Origin of the sequence: Pseudomonas sp. HOU2 (assembly GCF_040729435.1) — a bacterium.
GTDB lineage: Bacteria > Pseudomonadota > Gammaproteobacteria > Pseudomonadales > Pseudomonadaceae > Aquipseudomonas.
Genome location: NZ_CP160398.1, coordinates 3,055,357 through 3,072,250 on the forward strand (window position 1 = coordinate 3,055,357; position 16,894 = coordinate 3,072,250).

At 60.8% G+C, this 16,894-nt stretch carries 13 protein-coding genes; 3 read left to right on the forward strand and 10 right to left on the reverse strand.

Annotation, left to right across the window (positions count from 1 at the left end):
- Nucleotides 1-32: 32 nt before the first annotated feature.
- The gene (locus tag ABV589_RS13835; RefSeq protein ID WP_367082028.1) at nucleotides 33-2,009 is read right to left on the reverse strand and encodes a methyl-accepting chemotaxis protein; all 1,977 of its coding nucleotides are present in this window, start codon (nucleotides 2,007-2,009) and stop codon (nucleotides 33-35) included.
- A 186-nt stretch (nucleotides 2,010-2,195) separates the two neighbouring features.
- Nucleotides 2,196-3,116: a LysR substrate-binding domain-containing protein gene (locus ABV589_RS13840; RefSeq protein WP_202369178.1), complete on the reverse strand. Its 921-nt coding sequence runs from the start codon at nucleotides 3,114-3,116 to the stop codon at nucleotides 2,196-2,198.
- A gap of 158 nt (nucleotides 3,117-3,274) precedes the next feature.
- On the opposite strand from ABV589_RS13840, the gene ABV589_RS13845 reads away from it, so the two are divergent.
- Complete coding sequence (locus ABV589_RS13845; RefSeq protein ID WP_367082030.1) at nucleotides 3,275-4,669, forward strand: NorM family multidrug efflux MATE transporter; 1,395 nt, start codon at nucleotides 3,275-3,277, stop codon at nucleotides 4,667-4,669.
- 45 nt (nucleotides 4,670-4,714) lie between these two features.
- On the opposite strand, the gene ABV589_RS13850 is transcribed toward ABV589_RS13845, so the two are convergent.
- Nucleotides 4,715-5,650 (reverse strand): transposase, encoded by a 936-nt coding sequence (locus tag ABV589_RS13850; RefSeq protein ID WP_367082032.1) that lies wholly within the window; start codon nucleotides 5,648-5,650, stop codon nucleotides 4,715-4,717.
- 295 nt (nucleotides 5,651-5,945) lie between these two features.
- Nucleotides 5,946-7,619 carry a bifunctional diguanylate cyclase/phosphodiesterase gene (locus ABV589_RS13855; RefSeq protein WP_367082034.1) on the reverse strand — a complete coding sequence of 558 codons (1,674 nt, stop codon included), beginning with the start codon at nucleotides 7,617-7,619 and terminating at the stop codon, nucleotides 5,946-5,948.
- 262 nt (nucleotides 7,620-7,881) lie between these two features.
- Between ABV589_RS13855 and rep the strand changes: the two genes are divergently transcribed.
- Nucleotides 7,882-9,891: a DNA helicase Rep gene (rep, locus tag ABV589_RS13860; protein ID WP_367082036.1), complete on the forward strand. Its 2,010-nt coding sequence runs from the start codon at nucleotides 7,882-7,884 to the stop codon at nucleotides 9,889-9,891.
- Nucleotides 9,892-9,946: 55 nt separating this feature from the next.
- A complete protein-coding gene (locus tag ABV589_RS13865; protein WP_025113230.1) occupies nucleotides 9,947-10,519 on the forward strand; it encodes a xanthine phosphoribosyltransferase in 573 nt (190 codons plus the stop codon).
- 128 nt (nucleotides 10,520-10,647) lie between these two features.
- Here the strand turns inward: ABV589_RS13865 and ABV589_RS13870 are convergent, their stop codons facing one another.
- The 6 genes from ABV589_RS13870 to dadA form a co-directional block, all read right to left on the reverse strand.
- Entirely contained in the window at nucleotides 10,648-12,570 is a 1,923-nt protein-coding gene (locus tag ABV589_RS13870) for an acetyl-CoA hydrolase/transferase C-terminal domain-containing protein (protein WP_367082037.1), read from the reverse strand.
- 135 nt (nucleotides 12,571-12,705) lie between these two features.
- A complete protein-coding gene (locus tag ABV589_RS13875) occupies nucleotides 12,706-13,122 on the reverse strand; it encodes a c-type cytochrome (RefSeq protein WP_108588940.1) in 417 nt (138 codons plus the stop codon).
- Nucleotides 13,123-13,303: 181 nt separating this feature from the next.
- Nucleotides 13,304-13,852 carry a cupin domain-containing protein gene (locus ABV589_RS13880; RefSeq protein ID WP_007920393.1) on the reverse strand — a complete coding sequence of 183 codons (549 nt, stop codon included), beginning with the start codon at nucleotides 13,850-13,852 and terminating at the stop codon, nucleotides 13,304-13,306.
- 88 nt (nucleotides 13,853-13,940) lie between these two features.
- Nucleotides 13,941-15,014 carry an alanine racemase gene (alr, locus tag ABV589_RS13885; protein WP_367082039.1) on the reverse strand — a complete coding sequence of 358 codons (1,074 nt, stop codon included), beginning with the start codon at nucleotides 15,012-15,014 and terminating at the stop codon, nucleotides 13,941-13,943.
- A gap of 96 nt (nucleotides 15,015-15,110) precedes the next feature.
- Complete coding sequence (locus ABV589_RS13890) at nucleotides 15,111-15,464, reverse strand: RidA family protein (protein WP_047596766.1); 354 nt, start codon at nucleotides 15,462-15,464, stop codon at nucleotides 15,111-15,113.
- On the reverse strand, nucleotides 15,436-16,740 hold the full coding sequence (dadA, locus tag ABV589_RS13895) for a D-amino acid dehydrogenase (RefSeq protein ID WP_025112723.1): 1,305 nt from the start codon (nucleotides 16,738-16,740) through the stop codon (nucleotides 15,436-15,438). Before dadA ends, ABV589_RS13890 begins: the two co-directional genes overlap by 29 nt.
- Nucleotides 16,741-16,894: the final 154 nt, after the last annotated feature.

Below are 16,894 nucleotides of genomic sequence, written 5' to 3' on the forward strand. Positions count from 1 at the left end.
AGCTTGCTCGCGAAAGCTATATCAAGGCTGTATCAACGGAAGCGATCAACCTCAGAACGCAAATCCGCCGCCAGCTTCTCCAGCTCTTTCGCAGTCACGGCAAGGTTCGACACCACCTCACGCTGCTCACTGTTGGCCAAGGCAATGCTCTGCAAGTTACTGCTCAGCAAAGTAGCCGTACTGCTCTGCTCCTGCGTCGCCGTTGTAATCGCGGCAAACTGCTGCCCCGCCGAGCGGCTCTGCTCGTCGATCCGCGCCAGCGCCGAGGCAACATTGGCGTTACGCGACAGGCCTTCCTGCATCAGCAGGTTGCCCTGCTCCATGGTGCTGATGGCGTTGCCGGTTTCCTGCTGGATGCTGTGGATCATCCCGGAAATCTCATCGGTCGCCTGACGGGTGCGCGACGCCAGGTTGCGCACTTCATCAGCCACCACGGCAAAACCACGGCCCTGTTCGCCGGCCCGCGCCGCTTCAATCGCCGCGTTGAGCGCCAGCAGGTTGGTCTGTTCGGCAATCGAAGTGATCACACTGACGATGCCGCCAATTTCCTGAGAGCGCTGACCCAGCGTGTTGATCACGGACGCCGTGGTGTTCAACGCGCCAGCGATCTGCTCCAGCGAGGAAGACGCGTCCTCCATCGAGCTGCGACCGATCTGCGTCTGCTGAGCGTTTTCCTGGGCCAGACGCTGGGTGGCCCCCATGTTGTCGGCGATGTTCAGCGAGGTGGCGCTGAACTCTTCAACTGCGCCGGCCATGCTGGTGATTTCGCCGGACTGCTGTTCCATGCCTTCGTACGCGCCGCCGGACAAACCGGACAGCGCCTGAGCGCGGCTGTTGACCTCTTCCGAAGAACGACGGATGTGCTCGACCATGGTCGACAGCGCCTGGCTCATCTGGTTGAACGCGCGCGACAGCTGACCGATTTCGTCGTTGCTCGCTACGTTCAGGCGCACGCTCAGATCACCGGCGCCCAGCGCTTCGGCCTGACGCACCAGATCGCCCAGCGGTTGCAGCTTGCTGCGCAGCAGCCACATCGCCGCCCCCACCGCGATCAGCATCGCCAGCAGGCTGCCGATGGCGAGTTGGGTGCCGACGCTCCAGGTCACCGCGCGAATCTCGGATTTCGGCATGCTCGCCACCACCGACCACGGCCCGCCGTCGAACGGTACGGCGATGCTGTAGAAATCTTCAGCGGTGTCGCTCCAGAACTCACCTTTGCCCGGTTTCGCCGCCAGACCCTTGATCACCGGAACGGCCTGATCCAACGCTTGTACACCGGCCGGGGCGACCAGCCATTTGTTTTGCTCATCGAGCAACGCCAGCGAACCGTTCTGGCCGATACGGAAGCGCTTGAGGTTGGCGAACTGGGCGTTCTGCGCATCGGTGTAGTCGAAGCCGACGAACAGCACCGCAATCACCTTGCCGCTGCCGTCGCGCACTGGCGTGTACTGAGTCATGTAGGAGCGGTCGAACAGCAAGGCGCGACCGACATAACCTTGGCCTGCCATCAACTTCGCATAGGCCGGGTGGGCGTGGTCGAGCAAGGTGCCGATCGCACGAGTGCCGTCCTGCTTGGTCAGGGAAGTGCTGACGCGCACGAAGTCTTCGCCGCTGCGCACGAACAGGGTGGCGACCCCAGCGGTCATCTGCTTGAACTCGTCGACTTCCTTGAAGTTGTTGTTCAACACTTCGCTGCCCAGGTGCAGGCCCGGCGTCTGGGTGCCAGCGACACTCACCGGTTCATCCGGGTGAATGCTCAGGCCGGCACTGAAGCGCTTTTCGAACAACCCGCTCAGACGCTGGGTGCTTTCGCGCAGCGTGCCGTGGAAGGTACTCAACTGGTCGGCCAGCAGTCGCGCCTCACTGGCGAGGTGTTCTTCACGGGTGGCAAGGTTGGCGGTATCCAGCGAACGCAGGGCGAACACCGTACTGCCACTGATGACAATCGCAAGAATCACGGCGAGCGCAAGACCCAGCTGCGAGGCGATCCGGGCACGAGGTTGAGACATGGACAGCTCCTGGCCGAGCCACCGGATCCTCCCTGATCGCAGCAATTGCTCGGAATGTTCTAATAATGGGGGTGAATCGTGGCAACCGGCACGGCGGTTCCACATGCTCATTTTCGGCGGTGAATGCGAATACTTGAGTAAATAGCGGGGTTATGGCCCGAGGCCGGCATTGTGCGGGCTCGAACGTCAGCTCAAGCGCTTGACCACCGGCAACGCCATGGCGCGCACTTCGCCTTGCAGGAAGTCGCTGAGACGGCGCAAACGTTCACCTCCCGGACGGGTTTTTGGCCACACCAGGTAATAATTCAGTCCGCTGGCGACGGCAGTCGGCCACGGCAGACTCAAGCGTCCCTGCGCGACATCCTCGGCGACCATCAGCAGATCGCCCATCGACACACCGTAGCCTCGGGCGGCGGCGATCATGCCCAATTCCAGGGTATCGAACACCTGCCCGCCCTTGAGCGACACCTGATCGGACAGGCCCATGTGCTCCAGCCAACTGCGCCAGTCGCGCCGGTCCGGGGTCGGGTGCAGCAGTTCGGTGGAGGCCAGGCGTGCGACATCCCACGGCTGGTCATTCAGCAGATTCGGCGCACCCACTGGAATCAGCTCTTCCGGAAACAACAGGCTGGCCTCCCAGTCCGGCGGAAAATGCCCGTCACTCAGCAGCACGGCGCAGTCGAACGGTTCATTGTTGAAATCCACCGAGTCCACATCCATCCAGGCGCTGGTCAGTTGCACTTCGTTGCCCGGTTGCAGATGACGAAAGCGACTGAGCCGCGCCAGCAACCAGCGCATGGTCAGGGTCGACGGCGCTTTCATGCGCAGGATGTCGTCTTCGGCGCGCAAGGTGTTGCAAGCGCGCTCTAGGGCCGCAAAACCGTCACGGATCCCCGGCAACAGCATGCGCGCTGACTCGGTCAGTTGCAGGTTGCGTCCGCTGCGATGAAACAGCTTGCAGGCGAAATGCTCTTCAAGCGTGCGAATGTGCCGACTCACCGCACTCTGGGTAATCGACAGCTCTTCGGCGGCGCGGGTGAACGAACTGTGCCGCGCCGCCGCTTCGAATGCGCGCAGGGCATACAAGGGAGGGAGACGACGGGACATTCAGAAAGCTCCTATAGCGGGTTGTGGCCAACTTAGCAGAATCTGCTCAGGATGAGTTTTAATCATGCCACCCATCCTTTTTATCCCTTTGTGCGAAAGCGTTTAAGCGCCGAGAATCGACGGTTCCCTGTTCCCTCTTTTTATGAATGGTGATGACCATGCAGCATCCCGTGCGTACCGAACTCTGGGCCATCCTGCGGCTGGCAGGGCCGTTGATCGCTTCACAGTTGGCGCACATGCTGATGGTGCTGACCGACACCCTGATGATGGCGCGCCTGAGTCCCGAAGCGCTGGCCGGTGGCGGTCTTGGCGCGGCGAGCTATTCGTTCGTGTCGATTTTCTGCATCGGCGTGATCGCGGCGGTCGGCACCCTGGTGGCGATCCGTCAGGGCGCCGGCGACATCATCGGCGCGGCACGCCTGACCCAGGCCGGGTTGTGGCTGGCGTGGCTGATGGCGCTGGGCGCCGGGCTGCTGCTGTGGAATCTGAAACCGGTGTTGCTGCTGTTCGGCCAGACCGAAACCAACGTCAACGCCGCCGGGCAATTCCTCATCGCCCTGCCCTTCGCCCTGCCCGGCTATCTGAGTTTCATGGCCCTGCGCGGCTTCACCAGTGCGATCGGCCGGGCGACACCGGTAATGGTCATCAGCCTCGGCGGCACCGTGGCCAACTTCCTGCTCAACTACGCATTGATCACCGGCATGTTCGGTCTGCCGAAACTGGGGCTGACCGGCATCGGTCTGGTCACCGCGATCGTGGCCAATTGCATGGCGCTGGCGCTGGCCTGGCACATTCGTCGGCACCCGGCGTATGACGCTTATCCAATACGCGCCGGTCTGTCGCGGCCAAATCGTCAGTACCTGAAAGAACTGTGGCGCCTCGGCCTGCCGATTGGCGGCACCTACGCCGTGGAAGTCGGACTGTTTGCCTTCGCGGCGCTGTGCATGGGCACCATGGGCAGCACGCAACTCGGCGCACACCAGATCGCTCTGCAGATCGTTTCGGTGGCGTTCATGGTGCCGGCGGGCATGTCGTATGCGATCACCATGCGCGTCGGCCAGCATTACGGCGCCGGGCAACTGAGCGATGCGCGGATGTCCGGGCGGGTCGGCATCGTCTTTGGTGCGGTGGTGATGCTGGGTTTCGCCATGGTGTTCTGGCTGCTGCCGAATCAACTGGTCGGGCTGTTCCTCGACCATAACGACCCGGCGTTTGCCGAGGTGATTCGTCTGGCCGTAAGCCTGTTGGCGGTGGCCGCGTGGTTCGAGCTGTTCGACGGTACGCAGACCATCGCCATGGGCTGTATCCGTGGGCTCAAAGACGCGAAAACCACGTTTCTGGTCGGGCTCGGCTGCTACTGGCTGATCGGCGCGCCGGCGGCGTGGTGGATGGCGTTTCACCTGCATTGGGGGCCGACTGGCGTCTGGTGGGGGCTGGCGCTGGGGCTCGCGTGTGCGGCGGTGAGTTTGACGCTGGCGTTTGAATGGAAGATGAAGCAGATGATTCGGCTGGAGCCGCAATCTCGAGGCTTCAACATCCCTCAACCTGAATGAAGTTTCCCTGTGGGAGATTCTATGTTGCTCAGCAACCCTAGAATCTCAAACTGATCGGTATTCGCCCTGATTCTTCATCAGGGCGAATGCCACTCGGCAGAGCTTGCGAGCAAGAGCTACCAATGCCTGTGTTTTCGAGAAGCCTCTGGCCAGGTAAGACTCGTAAAAAGGCTTCCACTTGGTTGAGCGACACGCCGCCATTGCGGCGTTGTAGGCTAATCGACGGATCTCCGGATCTCCTTTTTTGCTCAGGAACCTCGGGCCGTTCTTTTTCCCCGAATCGTCCACCGTCAGATCCATACCCAAAAACGCGATGAACGCGTCGCTGTTGGCAAAGTCACCGCGCATATAGGTCGTTGCCAACCCAGTCGCAGTCAGCTCTCCCACGCCCTCGATTGCTTTGCAGCGGCCAATATTGTCATCAATACCGGCCTCTTTGCTGACTTTGCGCAGCAGGTTTTGAATGACCTTGTCGGATCGCTCGAATGCCTTTTGCTGAGCCGTACGTTCTTTCTTCAGCAAGGGTTCATCGGCCCAGCTCAACATCAGACCCGTATGGTTCTGAATCAGCGTCGCGCGTCTGTGCAGCAAGCTTTTCAGTACGGTGTAGGCTTTAGGAGGCGGGTTCCAAAGCCGCAGTTTGCTTTGTTCATTCGTCAGATAGCGTGCGAGCACGCGTGCATCGCATGGATCATTTTTGGCTCGCTGACCGACACCGCGACGATAGTGGCTGACTCGATAAGCATCCACCACATAGACCTGATGTCCCATCGCATGAGCCAGATCAACAGTCTCCAAATGGTAGATATTGGTGGCTTCGACAGCGATAGCGCTTTGCGCGGGCAGAGTTTTGAGCCAACGTTTGAGGGCGGCACGATCATTCTTGACCGCTTCAATGGTTTCCAGGTCGGCGCGATAGACAACGATTTCGGCCTTGGCGATATCGATACCAACAACCGTCTGCGAAGTAAGGATTGTCATGACGAATCCTCGGAGCTAGGGTTTAAGAGCTTGTTGGGGTCTACCGTTGCGCTGGCTTGTCTCTGTCGTCGGTTTACCGATGAATTCCTTATTGGCGCTTTGGGTAGAAGGGGCGGGACGAGAAGTCTCCCACGGTCTGTACTGGTCAGAGTCAGAATCGAGTCTGTAGTCCCGCCCACCCCTTCAAGTCTAAACATACAAGCGAGCTTGCTCGCGAAAGCGGTGTACCTGACACATGTATATTGAACGTGTGGCCGCCTTCGCGAGCAAGCTCGCTCCCACAGGGGTTATGTGTTCAGCTCACGATTTCGAGGGCTGGCTGCTGGCTGGCACCAAACGTCAGGTACTCCACCAGTTCCGCCAACGGCAACGGCCGGCTGATCAGATAACCCTGCACCTGATCACAGCCAAACCCGCGCAGCAGTTCAAGTTGCTCCGGTGTTTCGACCCCTTCCGCGACCACTTCCAGATGCAGGTTGTGCGCGAGGTTGATCATCGCGTGCACCAGTTTGCGATTCTCTTCGCGCTGTTCCATGCCGCCGACAAAGCTTTTGTCGATCTTCAGCAAGGTGATCGGCAAGCTGTTGAGGTGCACGAATGACGAGAAACCGGTGCCGAAGTCATCCAGCGAGAAACGCACGCCGAGGCGGCCGAGGGCGTCCATGGTCTGTTTGACCAGATCGCTGCGGCGCATGACGGCGGTTTCTGTGAGTTCAAATTCCAGCCACTGCGCCTCGACCCCACGCTCGGCAATCAATCGACTGAGGGTCGGTAGCAACTGGCTGTCCTGAAACTGGCGGAACGACAAATTGATCGCCATGTGCAGCGCCGGCAGCCCGCGCTCGCGCAGCGCCTGCATGTCGCGCAGGGCGCGGGAAATCACCCAGTAACCCAGCGGCACGATCAACCCGCTCTGCTCGGCCAATGGCACGAATTCGCTCGGCGGCAACAGACCGCGTTCGCCATGGCGCCAGCGCACCAGCGCTTCGAGACCGACGATTTGCCCGTCCGCCAGATTCAGCCGTGGCTGGTAGTGCAACTCCAGTTCATCGCGACGCAGGGCCCGGCGCAGTTCGCTTTCGAGGTCGGCCATGCTCCGTGCGTTGCGGTTGATGCGCTCGTTAAAAATATGGAAAGTACAGCCCTGCGTGCTCTTGGCCTGCTGCATGGCGATGTGCGCATGCCACATCAGCGGATCGGCGCCGCCCTGCGCACGGGCATGGGCGATGCCGAGACTGGAGCCGATCAACAGGCTTTCGCCATCGACCCAATACGGTTCGGACAGGGCTTCGGTGATGCGTTCGGCCATCCACTCGGCGCGTTGCGGCGCACGGCGGGTGTCGATCAGCAGGGCAAATTCGTCGCTGCCCAGCCGCGCCAGTTGATCACCGGCCTCGAGCTGGCTTTTCAACCGCGCCACGACTTGCAGGATCAGCCGGTCGCCGGCCTGATGGCCGAGGGCGTCGTTGGCGTGGCGGAAGTTGTCGAGATCGAGATGCCCGAGGGCCAGGCCGCGCCCGTCGTTTTCCGCGAGGCGCGCCGCCAGCAGGGTCTGAAAACCCTGACGGTTGGCGATGCCGGTCAGCGGATCCTGTTCGGCCAGGCGTTGCAGAGTATTTTCGAGAACGCCGCGTTCACGCACGTGGCGCAGGCAGCGGCGCAGCATATCTGCGTCGAGCGCGTCGAACACCAGCCAGTCGCTGACGCCAACCGGCGCGGTAGCCGGTTCGTGTTCCAGCAGCAGCACCGTCGGCAGGCTGCAACGACCCGGGGCCGGCTGCAACGCAGGAATGGTCAACAACACCGCGTGGCGATTGTCTTCGAACAGACTGCTGACCGACTCCCAGCTCGGCGCGCTGATCAGCACCGCCGCGCTCCCCAACGGAGCCAGACACTCGCGCAATAACGCTGTCCACGCTGGCTCTTCGGCCAGTAGCAGCAAACGCAAGGGTTCGACAGGCGTAGACAAGCTAGCTCCCTAGACTCTGCAATGATGTGGGCGGGGCATTATGCCGTTGCGCGCAACAATGACCAAATGACAACGGTTATCAAAACGTTATTTTGTGTCACGAATGAGTACATTAGCCGCAAAATCACCGCGCATCCTCCGCGAAAGTAACAAAACCGGCAAATTTGAATCGCGTGGTGCGTCACAAGTCGGAGAGAGCAGCACAAATCGCTGAGCCTGTTAAAATGCCGGCCCATTTCGTCAACGACTCCCGAATTTTCGTATGTCCCGACTCAATCCCCGGCAGCAAGAAGCCGTGAACTACGTCGGCGGCCCTCTATTGGTGCTCGCCGGCGCCGGCTCCGGCAAGACCAGCGTGATCACCCGCAAGATCGCGCACCTGATCCAGAACTGCGGCATCCGCGCCCAGTACATCGTCGCCATGACCTTTACCAACAAGGCTGCGCGCGAGATGAAAGAGCGGGTCGGCACCTTGCTGCGTGCCGGCGAAGGTCGCGGCCTGACGGTCTGCACCTTCCACAACCTGGGCCTGAACATCATCCGCAAGGAGCATGTGCGGCTGGGCTACAAACCCGGTTTCTCGATCTTCGACGAGACCGACGTCAAAGCCCTGATGACCGACATCATGCAGAAGGAATACGCAGGCGACGACGGCGTCGACGAGATCAAGAACATGATCGGCGCCTGGAAAAACGACCTGATCCTGCCGGCCCAGGCGCTGGAAAACGCGCGCAATCCGAAAGAACAGACCGCTGCCATCGTCTACACCCACTACCAGCGCACGCTGAAAGCGTTCAACGCGGTGGACTTCGACGACCTGATCCTGCTGCCGGTAAAGCTCTTCGAAGAACACGCCGACATTCTCGAAAAGTGGCAGAACAAGGTGCGTTACCTGCTGGTCGACGAATATCAGGACACCAACGCCAGCCAGTACCTGCTGGTGAAGATGCTGATCGGTAAGCGCAACCAGTTCACCGTGGTGGGCGACGACGACCAGTCGATCTACGCCTGGCGTGGTGCGCGGCCGGAAAACCTGATGCTGCTCAAGGACGATTACCCTTCGCTGAAAGTAGTAATGCTCGAGCAGAACTACCGCTCCACCAGCCGCATCCTGCGCTGCGCCAACGTGCTGATCTCGAACAACCCGCACGAATTCGAAAAGCAGCTGTGGAGCGAGATGGGTCACGGTGACGAGATCCGCGTGATCCGCTGCCGTAACGAGGACGCCGAAGCCGAGCGCGTGGCCATGGAAATCCTCAGCCTGCACTTGCGCACCGACCGTCCGTACAGCGATTTCGCGATCCTCTATCGCGGCAACTACCAGGCCAAACTGATCGAGCTGAAGTTACAGCACCACCAGGTGCCGTACCGCCTGAGCGGTGGCAACAGCTTCTTCGGCCGCCAGGAAGTGAAGGACCTGATGGCCTACTTCCGCCTGATCGTGAACCCGGACGACGACAACGCCTTCCTGCGGGTGATCAACGTGCCGCGCCGGGAAATCGGCTCCACGACCCTGGAAAAACTCGGCAACTACGCCACCGAACGCAAGATCTCGATGTACGCCGCCACCGACGAAATCGGTCTGGGCGAACATCTGGACAGCCGCTTCACCGATCGCCTGGCGCGCTTCAAGCGCTTCATGGACAAGGTGCGCGAGCAGTGCGCTGGCGAAGACCCGATCTCGGCCCTGCGCAGCATGGTCATGGACATCGACTACGAGAACTGGCTGCGCACCAACAGTTCCAGCGACAAGGCTGCGGACTACCGGATGAGCAACGTCTGGTTCCTGATCGAAGCCTTGAAGAACACCCTGGAAAAAGACGAAGACGGCGAGATGACCGTCGAGGACGCCATCGGCAAACTGGTCCTGCGCGACATGCTCGAGCGTCAGCAGGAAGAAGAGGACGGCGCCGAAGGCGTGCAGATGATGACCCTGCATGCGTCCAAGGGCCTGGAATTCCCTTACGTGTTCATCATGGGCATGGAAGAGGAAATCCTCCCGCACCGCTCCAGCATCGAAGCCGACACCATCGAGGAGGAACGCCGCCTGGCCTACGTGGGCATCACCCGCGCCCGTCAGACCCTGGCGTTCACCTTCGCCGCCAAACGCAAACAGTACGGCGAAATCATCGACTGCGCGCCCAGTCGCTTCCTCGATGAACTGCCGCCGGACGACCTGGCGTGGGAAGGCAACGACGACACACCCACCGAAGTCAAAGCCGTGCGCGGCAATAGCGCATTGGCTGATATACGCGCGATGTTAAAGCGCTAGAATTGACCACTTTTTTAAAGATTAGGGCGCACAAGCGCTGAACGAGGACAGCTTCATGGAAGCATTGCACCAGAAAATCCGCGAACAAGGCATCGTGCTTTCCGACCAGGTCCTGAAAGTCGACGCCTTTCTGAACCACCAGATCGACCCGGCCCTGATGAAGCTGATCGGCGACGAATTCGCCACGCTGTTCAAGGATTCGGGCATCACCAAGATCGTCACCATTGAAGCCTCGGGCATTGCCCCGGCGATCATGACCGGCCTGAACCTGGGCGTGCCGGTGATCTTCGCCCGCAAGCACCAGTCCCTGACCCTGACCGAAAACCTGCTGTCGGCGACCGTTTACTCGTTCACCAAGCAGACCGAAAGCACCGTGGCCATCTCGCCGCGCCACCTGACCAGCAGCGACCGTGTGCTGATCATCGACGACTTCCTGGCCAACGGTAAGGCTTCGCAGGCGCTGATCTCGATCATCAAACAGGCTGGAGCCACCGTCGCCGGCCTGGGCATCGTGATCGAGAAGTCGTTCCAGGGCGGCCGTGCCGAGCTGGATTCGCAGGGCTACCGCGTTGAATCGCTGGCGCGCGTCAAATCGCTGAAGGATGGCGTCGTCACTTTCATCGAATAAAGCCACACCGCAGCCCCCCTGTAGGAGCTGTCGAGTGCAACGAGGCTGCGATCTTTTGATCCTGATTTTTAGAATCAACCTCAACAGATCGCAGCGTGCCGCAGCGCCTACAGGTTTGCGGTAGACGATTATTGCGCGGTGGCCTTCAGGCCAGTGAGCAGCAAGCGCTGGAACAGGTCTTCCTTCAAGCCTTCCGGGTTGGTCAGTTGCATTCGTTCCAGGTGCTCGGGAAACAACGATGCATCCGGCGCATCCAGCGCAGCCTTGCCCAGCTCCAAGATCTCGCTCAGCTTGAACTTGCTCTTCAACCAGTTCAGCGCCCGCAGCAGATCCCGCTCGATCGCGCTGAAATCACAACCCAGCGGATACTCCGGAAACAGGTTCGGATGCTTCGCCGCAATCGCCTGCAAACGTTGCGGGGTGTTATCGGCAAAGCGTGGATCGAGGCGGAAATCCTTCGGCAGTTTGTCGACCTTCTGTGCTTGCTCGATCAGCCCCGGTTGGAAGCGTGAATCGCTGATATTGAGCAACGACTCGATCACCACCGCATCGGACTTGCCGCGCAGATCGGCGATGCCGTACTCGGTGACCACGATGTCGCGCAGGTGCCGTGGAATCGTGCAGTGCCCGTACTCCCAGACGATGTTCGAGCTGACCTCGCCGCCGGACTCTCGCCAGCTGCGCAGGATCAGAATCGAGCGCGCATCGTGCAGCGCGTGGCCCTGAGCGACGAAGTTGTATTGCCCGCCAACGCCGCTGAGCACCCGCCCGTCTTCCAGTTGATCAGCCACACCCGCGCCCATCAGCGTCATGGTGAACACGGTATTGATGAACCGCGCATCAAGGCGCTGCAAGCGCTTGAGCTCTTCCTGCCCGTACAGCTCGTTGATGTAGCTGATGCGGGTCATGTTGAATTCAAGGCGCTTGCTCAACGGCAGTTCACGCAGGCGCTCGTAGAAACTGCGCGGGCCGAGGAAGAAGCCGCCGTGCACAGAGATGCCATCGGTCTGCGCCGACTCATCGAGGGTGCCGGCGTTGGCCTGCTCCTGAGTGTGCACGTCGGGGTAGACCTTGCGCCGGATGATCCCGGCATCCGCCAGCACCAGCAGACCGTTGACGAACATTTCACTGCAGCCATACAGGCCTTTGGCGAATGGCGCGGTACCGCCCTCGCGCTCGATCAACTGCGCCCACTGGCTGAGATTGATGTCATTGAGCAACGCTTGGTAACCGGCGTTATCTGCCTGCCGCGCCAGCAGTGCGGCGGTTAGTGCGTCGCCCATCGAGCCGATGCCGATCTGCAAGGTGCCGCCGTCGCGCACCAGGGTGCTGGCGTGCAGGCCGATGAAATGATCCTGAAAGCCCACCGGCATGTTCGGTGTGGAAAACAGCGTGCTGCTGTCCTTCGCGTCGATCAGCAAGTCGAAGGTGTCGATATCGACTTCGGCATCGCCGGGCATGTACGGCAGATCGGTGTGCACCTGGCCGACCAGCAGAATGGTCTCCCCGGCTTCGCGGCGCTTGGTGATCATCGGCAACAGATCGAGGGTGATGTCCGGGTTGCAGCTCAGGCTCAGGCGATCGGGATGTTCGCTGCTGCTGGCGAGCAATTGCGCCACCAGATTGAGGCCGGCGGCATTGATGTCGCGGGCGGCGTGGCTGTAGTTGCTGCTGACGTAGTCCTGCTGCGCCGGTGCGCTGTTGAGCAGGCTGCCGGGCTGCATGAAGAACTGTTCGATGCGGATGTTGGCGGGCAGGCTGTCACGCTGCAGATCGGCGAGAAAGTCGAATTCGGGATAATCACCGAACACGCGTTCGACGAAGGGTTCGATGAAGCGTTTCTGCAGACCGTCACCCAGCGTCGGCCGCCCCAGGCACAGCGCGGTGTAGATCGTCAGTTGCCGCTCGGGCAGGCTCTTGATGCGCCGGTACAGCGCGTTGACGAAGTGATTGGGCTTGCCCAGCCCCAGCGGCATGCCCATGTGGATATGCGCCGGCAAGCGTGCGAGCACCTCGTCCACTGCCTGTTCGATCGAACACAACTGCACCATCTGAAGCCTCCTGCCCGTTCCGTGAATAGGGGTAGACCGAGCTTGCCTCGACTTTGCTGCAAAGGACAGCGAAAGCCGTGAATCGCAGGCACAAAAAAACCGTCCGAAGACGGTTTTTTTCGTCAGAAGCGCGGCTTATTTCAGGCCGGACATCTTCTGGATCGCGCCCTTCAACTCGTCATCCGAGCAGTCGGCGCAGGTGCCTTTAGGTGGCATCGAGTTCAGGCCGGTGATGGCTTTGGCCAGCAGGCCGTCGAGGCCGCCCTGATGGTCGGCGCGGTCTTTCCAGGCCGCTGCGTCACCGATTTTCGGTGCGCCCAGCAGGCCGGTACCGTGGCAAGCGTTGCAATGTTTTGCAATCACTTCATCAGGGGTTTTCGCCCCACCACCTCCGCCAGCGGCGGCAGCGACTTCCATGCCCTTGCATTCCTGCCCCTGAACACACACCTGGCCGACCGGCTCGAGGCGCTTGGCAATGTCGTCATTCGTCGCAGCTTGAGCGCTGACAGCCCAGAGGGCCAGTACGGTTGCTGGTGCGGCCAGCATTTTCATAATTAGGTTCACGCGTTCACCCTCAATGGTGGCTATTCACGCCTGCGGCCACGGTTCGCAGGCGGGCGCAAGTATAGCGGGTAGCCCGCCACACTGAAACAACCCCATAGTCGAAGGGGTTATACCGCGCTGTGGAAAACTCTGCGGACGCCTTTGCCGTCATGGTCTGGCGCCTCTCTGTTTAAAAATTCGCCGGCGTGGCTGCGCTGATTAGTCGCGCAGGCGCGTCGAACGGATTACGGAAACGATGCGGCTTGGTACTTTCAAAGTAGTAGCTGTCGCCGGCTTCGAGAATAAAAGTTTCCAGACCCACCACCAGTTCCAGACGCCCTTCCACCAGAATCCCGGTTTCCTCGCCTTCATGGGTGAGCATTTCTTCGCCGGTATCAGCGCCCGGCGGGTAGATTTCGTTGAGAAACGCGATAGCCCGGCTCGGGTGCGCGCGGCCAACCAGTTTCATGGTCACGGCGCCGTCGGAAATGTCGATCAGCTCGTTGGCCTTGTAGACGATCTGAGTCGGGACTTCCTGCAGGATTTCTTCGGAAAAGAACTCGACCATGGACATGGGAATCCCGCCCAGAACCTTCCTCAGCGAACTGATCGAAGGACTGACGCTGTTCTTTTCGATCATCGAAATAGTGCTGTTGGTGACGCCCGCGCGTTTGGCGAGTTCACGCTGGGAAAGCCCTTTGAGCTTGCGGATCGATTGCAGTCGTTCACCGACGTCCAAGGCGGGAGCCTCCTGATGTTGTAAGAATATTGAGCGTTATCATGGCGACAGCGTTCAGTATTTACAACACTTGGTCCCCGCAGTGGCTTCAACCCTCGGAATAGAGCCTTGGCACCCGGCGCAGGTTGCAGAAGATCTGGTACGGAATGGTGTCCGCCCACTGCGCCACTTCACTGGCGAGGATGTTTTTGCCCCACAGTTCGACGGTAGAACCGAGGTCCGCTTCCGGCACATCGGTGAGGTCGATACACAGCATGTCCATCGACACACGGCCAAGAATCCGGCTGCGCTTGCCGGCCACCAGAACCGGCGTGCCGGTCGGTGCCTGACGCGGGTAGCCGTCGGCATAACCCATGGCGACCACGCCGATGCGCATCGGCTTGTCGGTGATGAATTTGGCGCCGTAGCCGATCGGCTCGCCGGCGGGCAGTTCACGCACGCAGATGACTTTCGATTCGAGGGTCATCACTGGCTGCAGACGCTCGGCCACGGCGTTGGCTTCTTCGAACGGCGTGGCGCCGTAGAGCATGATGCCCGGGCGCACCCAGTCGCTGTGAATCTGCGGCCAACCGAGCACCGCCGGCGAGTTGCGCAGGCTGACTTCAGCCGCCAGGCCCTGACGCGCCGCCTCGAATACCGCGACCTGATCGGCACTGCTCTGCTCATGCAGTTCATCAGCACGAGCGAAGTGGCTCATCAGCACGATCTTCGCCACTTTGCCGCTGGCCAGCAGACGCTGGTAGGCCGCCGCGTAATCCTTCGGATGCAGGCCCACACGGTGCATGCCGGAATCGAGCTTGAGCCACACGGTGATCGGTTTGCTCAGGGCAGCCTGCTCGATCGCTTCGAGTTGCCACAGCGAATGCACCACGGTCCAGAAATCATGCTCGACGATCAGCGCCAGCTCATCGGCTTCGAAGATCCCTTCGAGCAGCAGCACCGGGGCCTTGATGCCGGCCGCGCGCAGCTCCAGCGCTTCTTCGATGCAGGCGACGGCAAACCCGTCGGCCTCGTTTTCCAGCGCCTGGGCGCAGCGCACCGCACCATGACCGTAGGCATCAGCCTTGATCACAGCCAGCGCCTTGGCGCCGGTGACTTCGCGGGCAATTCGGTAGTTGTGACGCAGGGCTTCTAGGTCGATCAGGGCACGGGCAGGACGCATGGCGGCAGACTTCTAGGCGGTCATGGAAATAAAAAACCGGCGCCGACTGACGACGTGAACCGCCAACAGCGCCGGGAGAGGGATCTTTACAACGGGTTACGGCAGCGCGGCGACGATAGAGATTTCTACCAGAATGCTCGGCTTGGCCATCTTCGCTTCGACGGTGGCGCGAGCCGGAGCAGCACCTTTGGGCAGCCACTGATCCCACACCGAGTTCATCCCGGCAAAGTGCGCCTCGATGTCATTCAGGTAGATCGTTGCCGACAGCAGATGCTGCTTGTCAGTCCCGGCCAGATCCAGCAAACGCTCGATGTTGGCGAGCACGTCGCGGGTCTGCTGTTCGACCCCGGCGTCGAAGTCGTCGCCGACCTGCCCGGCCAGATACACGGTGCCGTTATGGGTGACGATCTGACTCATGCGCTCATTGGTGAGCTGGCGCTGGATTGCCATGTTTTGCGGACTCCTGAGGCTTGTTGCCGTAACGGGAAATATCGAGGCCTTCGGCGCTGATCTGCGGTTTTTTCTTCGCCATCAGATCGGCCAGCAAACGACCGGAACCGCACGCCATGGTCCAACCCAGGGTGCCGTGACCGGTGTTGAGGAACAGGTTCTTGAACGGCGTGGCGCCCACGATCGGTGTGCCGTCCGGGGTAGTCGGACGCAGACCGGTCCAGAAGCTCGCCTCGGCCAGATTGCCGCCCTGAGGATAAAGGTCGTTGACAATCATCTCCAGGGTTTCGCGCCGACGCGGGTTCAGCGACAGGTCAAAACCGGCGATCTCCGCCATGCCGCCGACGCGGATGCGGTTGTCGAAACGGGTGATCGCGACCTTGTAGGTCTCGTCGAGAATGGTCGACGTCGGGGCCATGTCCGGGTTGGTGATCGGCACGGTCAGCGAGTAACCCTTGAGCGGATACACCGGCGCCTTGATGCCTAGCGGCTTGAGCAGTTGCGGTGAGTAGCTGCCGAGGGCCAGCACGTAGCGATCAGCGGTTTCCAGCTTGCCGTCGATCCATACACCGTTGATGCGGTCACCGGCGTAGTCGAGGCGCTGGATGTCCTGACCGAAGCGGAATTCCACACCGAGTTTCACGGCCATTTCCGCCAGGCGCGTGGTGAACATCTGGCAATCGCCGGTCTGGTCGTTCGGCAGACGCAGGGCGCCGGCGAGGATGTCGGTGACATTGGCCAGGGCCGGCTCGACGCGGGCAATACCGGCGCGGTCGAGGACTTCAAACGGCACGCCGGATTCTTTCAGCACGGCGATGTCCTTGGCGGCGCCATCGAGCTGTGCCTGAGTGCGGAACAGTTGCGTGGTGCCGAGGCTGCGGCCTTCGTAGGCGATGCCGGTTTCGGCGCGCAGTTCATCGAGGCAGTCGCGACTGTACTCGGACAGACGCACCATGCGCTCCTTGTTCACCGCGTAACGGCTGGCGGTGCAGTTGCGCAGCATCTGCGCCATCCACAGGTACTGATCGATGTCGGCAGTGGCCTTGATCGCCAGCGGCGCGTGGCGCTGCAACAGCCACTTGATGGCCTTGAGCGGCACGCCCGGTGCGGCCCACGGCGAGGCATAACCCGGCGACACCTGGCCGGCGTTGGCGAAACTGGTCTCCATGGCCACGGCTGGCTGCCGGTCGACCACCACCACTTCAAACCCGGCACGGGCCAGATAGTAAGCACTGGCGGTACCGATGACGCCGCTACCCAAGACCATTACGCGCATTTTTGTATCCCTCATCGCGGCAGGGGCCGCGTACGTCTGTTGTTAGAGCAATGATGCGCGCAGTGTAAAAAAGAATGGCCAGTGCATTTCACTATATAAGCGCCTATATTTGGCGACAATTCTCGGCAAAAACCCTTTTCACGGAGGCGCATCC

Bases quoted from the DNA above. Each gene is read 5' to 3' on its own strand.
- ABV589_RS13835 (WP_367082028.1), bottom strand. From the start codon at position 2,009: ATGTCTCAACCTCGTGCCCGGATCGCCTCGCAGCTGGGTCTTGCGCTC.
- ABV589_RS13840 (WP_202369178.1), bottom strand. From the start codon at position 3,116: ATGTCCCGTCGTCTCCCTCCCTTGTATGCCCTGCGCGCATTCGAAGCG.
- ABV589_RS13845 (WP_367082030.1), top strand. From the start codon at position 3,275: ATGCAGCATCCCGTGCGTACCGAACTCTGGGCCATCCTGCGGCTGGCA.
- ABV589_RS13850 (WP_367082032.1), bottom strand. From the start codon at position 5,650: ATGACAATCCTTACTTCGCAGACGGTTGTTGGTATCGATATCGCCAAG.
- rep (WP_367082036.1), top strand. From the start codon at position 7,882: ATGTCCCGACTCAATCCCCGGCAGCAAGAAGCCGTGAACTACGTCGGC.
- ABV589_RS13865 (WP_025113230.1), top strand. From the start codon at position 9,947: ATGGAAGCATTGCACCAGAAAATCCGCGAACAAGGCATCGTGCTTTCC.
- ABV589_RS13870 (WP_367082037.1), bottom strand. From the start codon at position 12,570: ATGGTGCAGTTGTGTTCGATCGAACAGGCAGTGGACGAGGTGCTCGCA.
- ABV589_RS13875 (WP_108588940.1), bottom strand. From the start codon at position 13,122: ATGAAAATGCTGGCCGCACCAGCAACCGTACTGGCCCTCTGGGCTGTC.
- alr (WP_367082039.1), bottom strand. From the start codon at position 15,014: ATGCGTCCTGCCCGTGCCCTGATCGACCTAGAAGCCCTGCGTCACAAC.
- ABV589_RS13890 (WP_047596766.1), bottom strand. From the start codon at position 15,464: ATGGCAATCCAGCGCCAGCTCACCAATGAGCGCATGAGTCAGATCGTC.
- dadA (WP_025112723.1), bottom strand. From the start codon at position 16,740: ATGCGCGTAATGGTCTTGGGTAGCGGCGTCATCGGTACCGCCAGTGCT.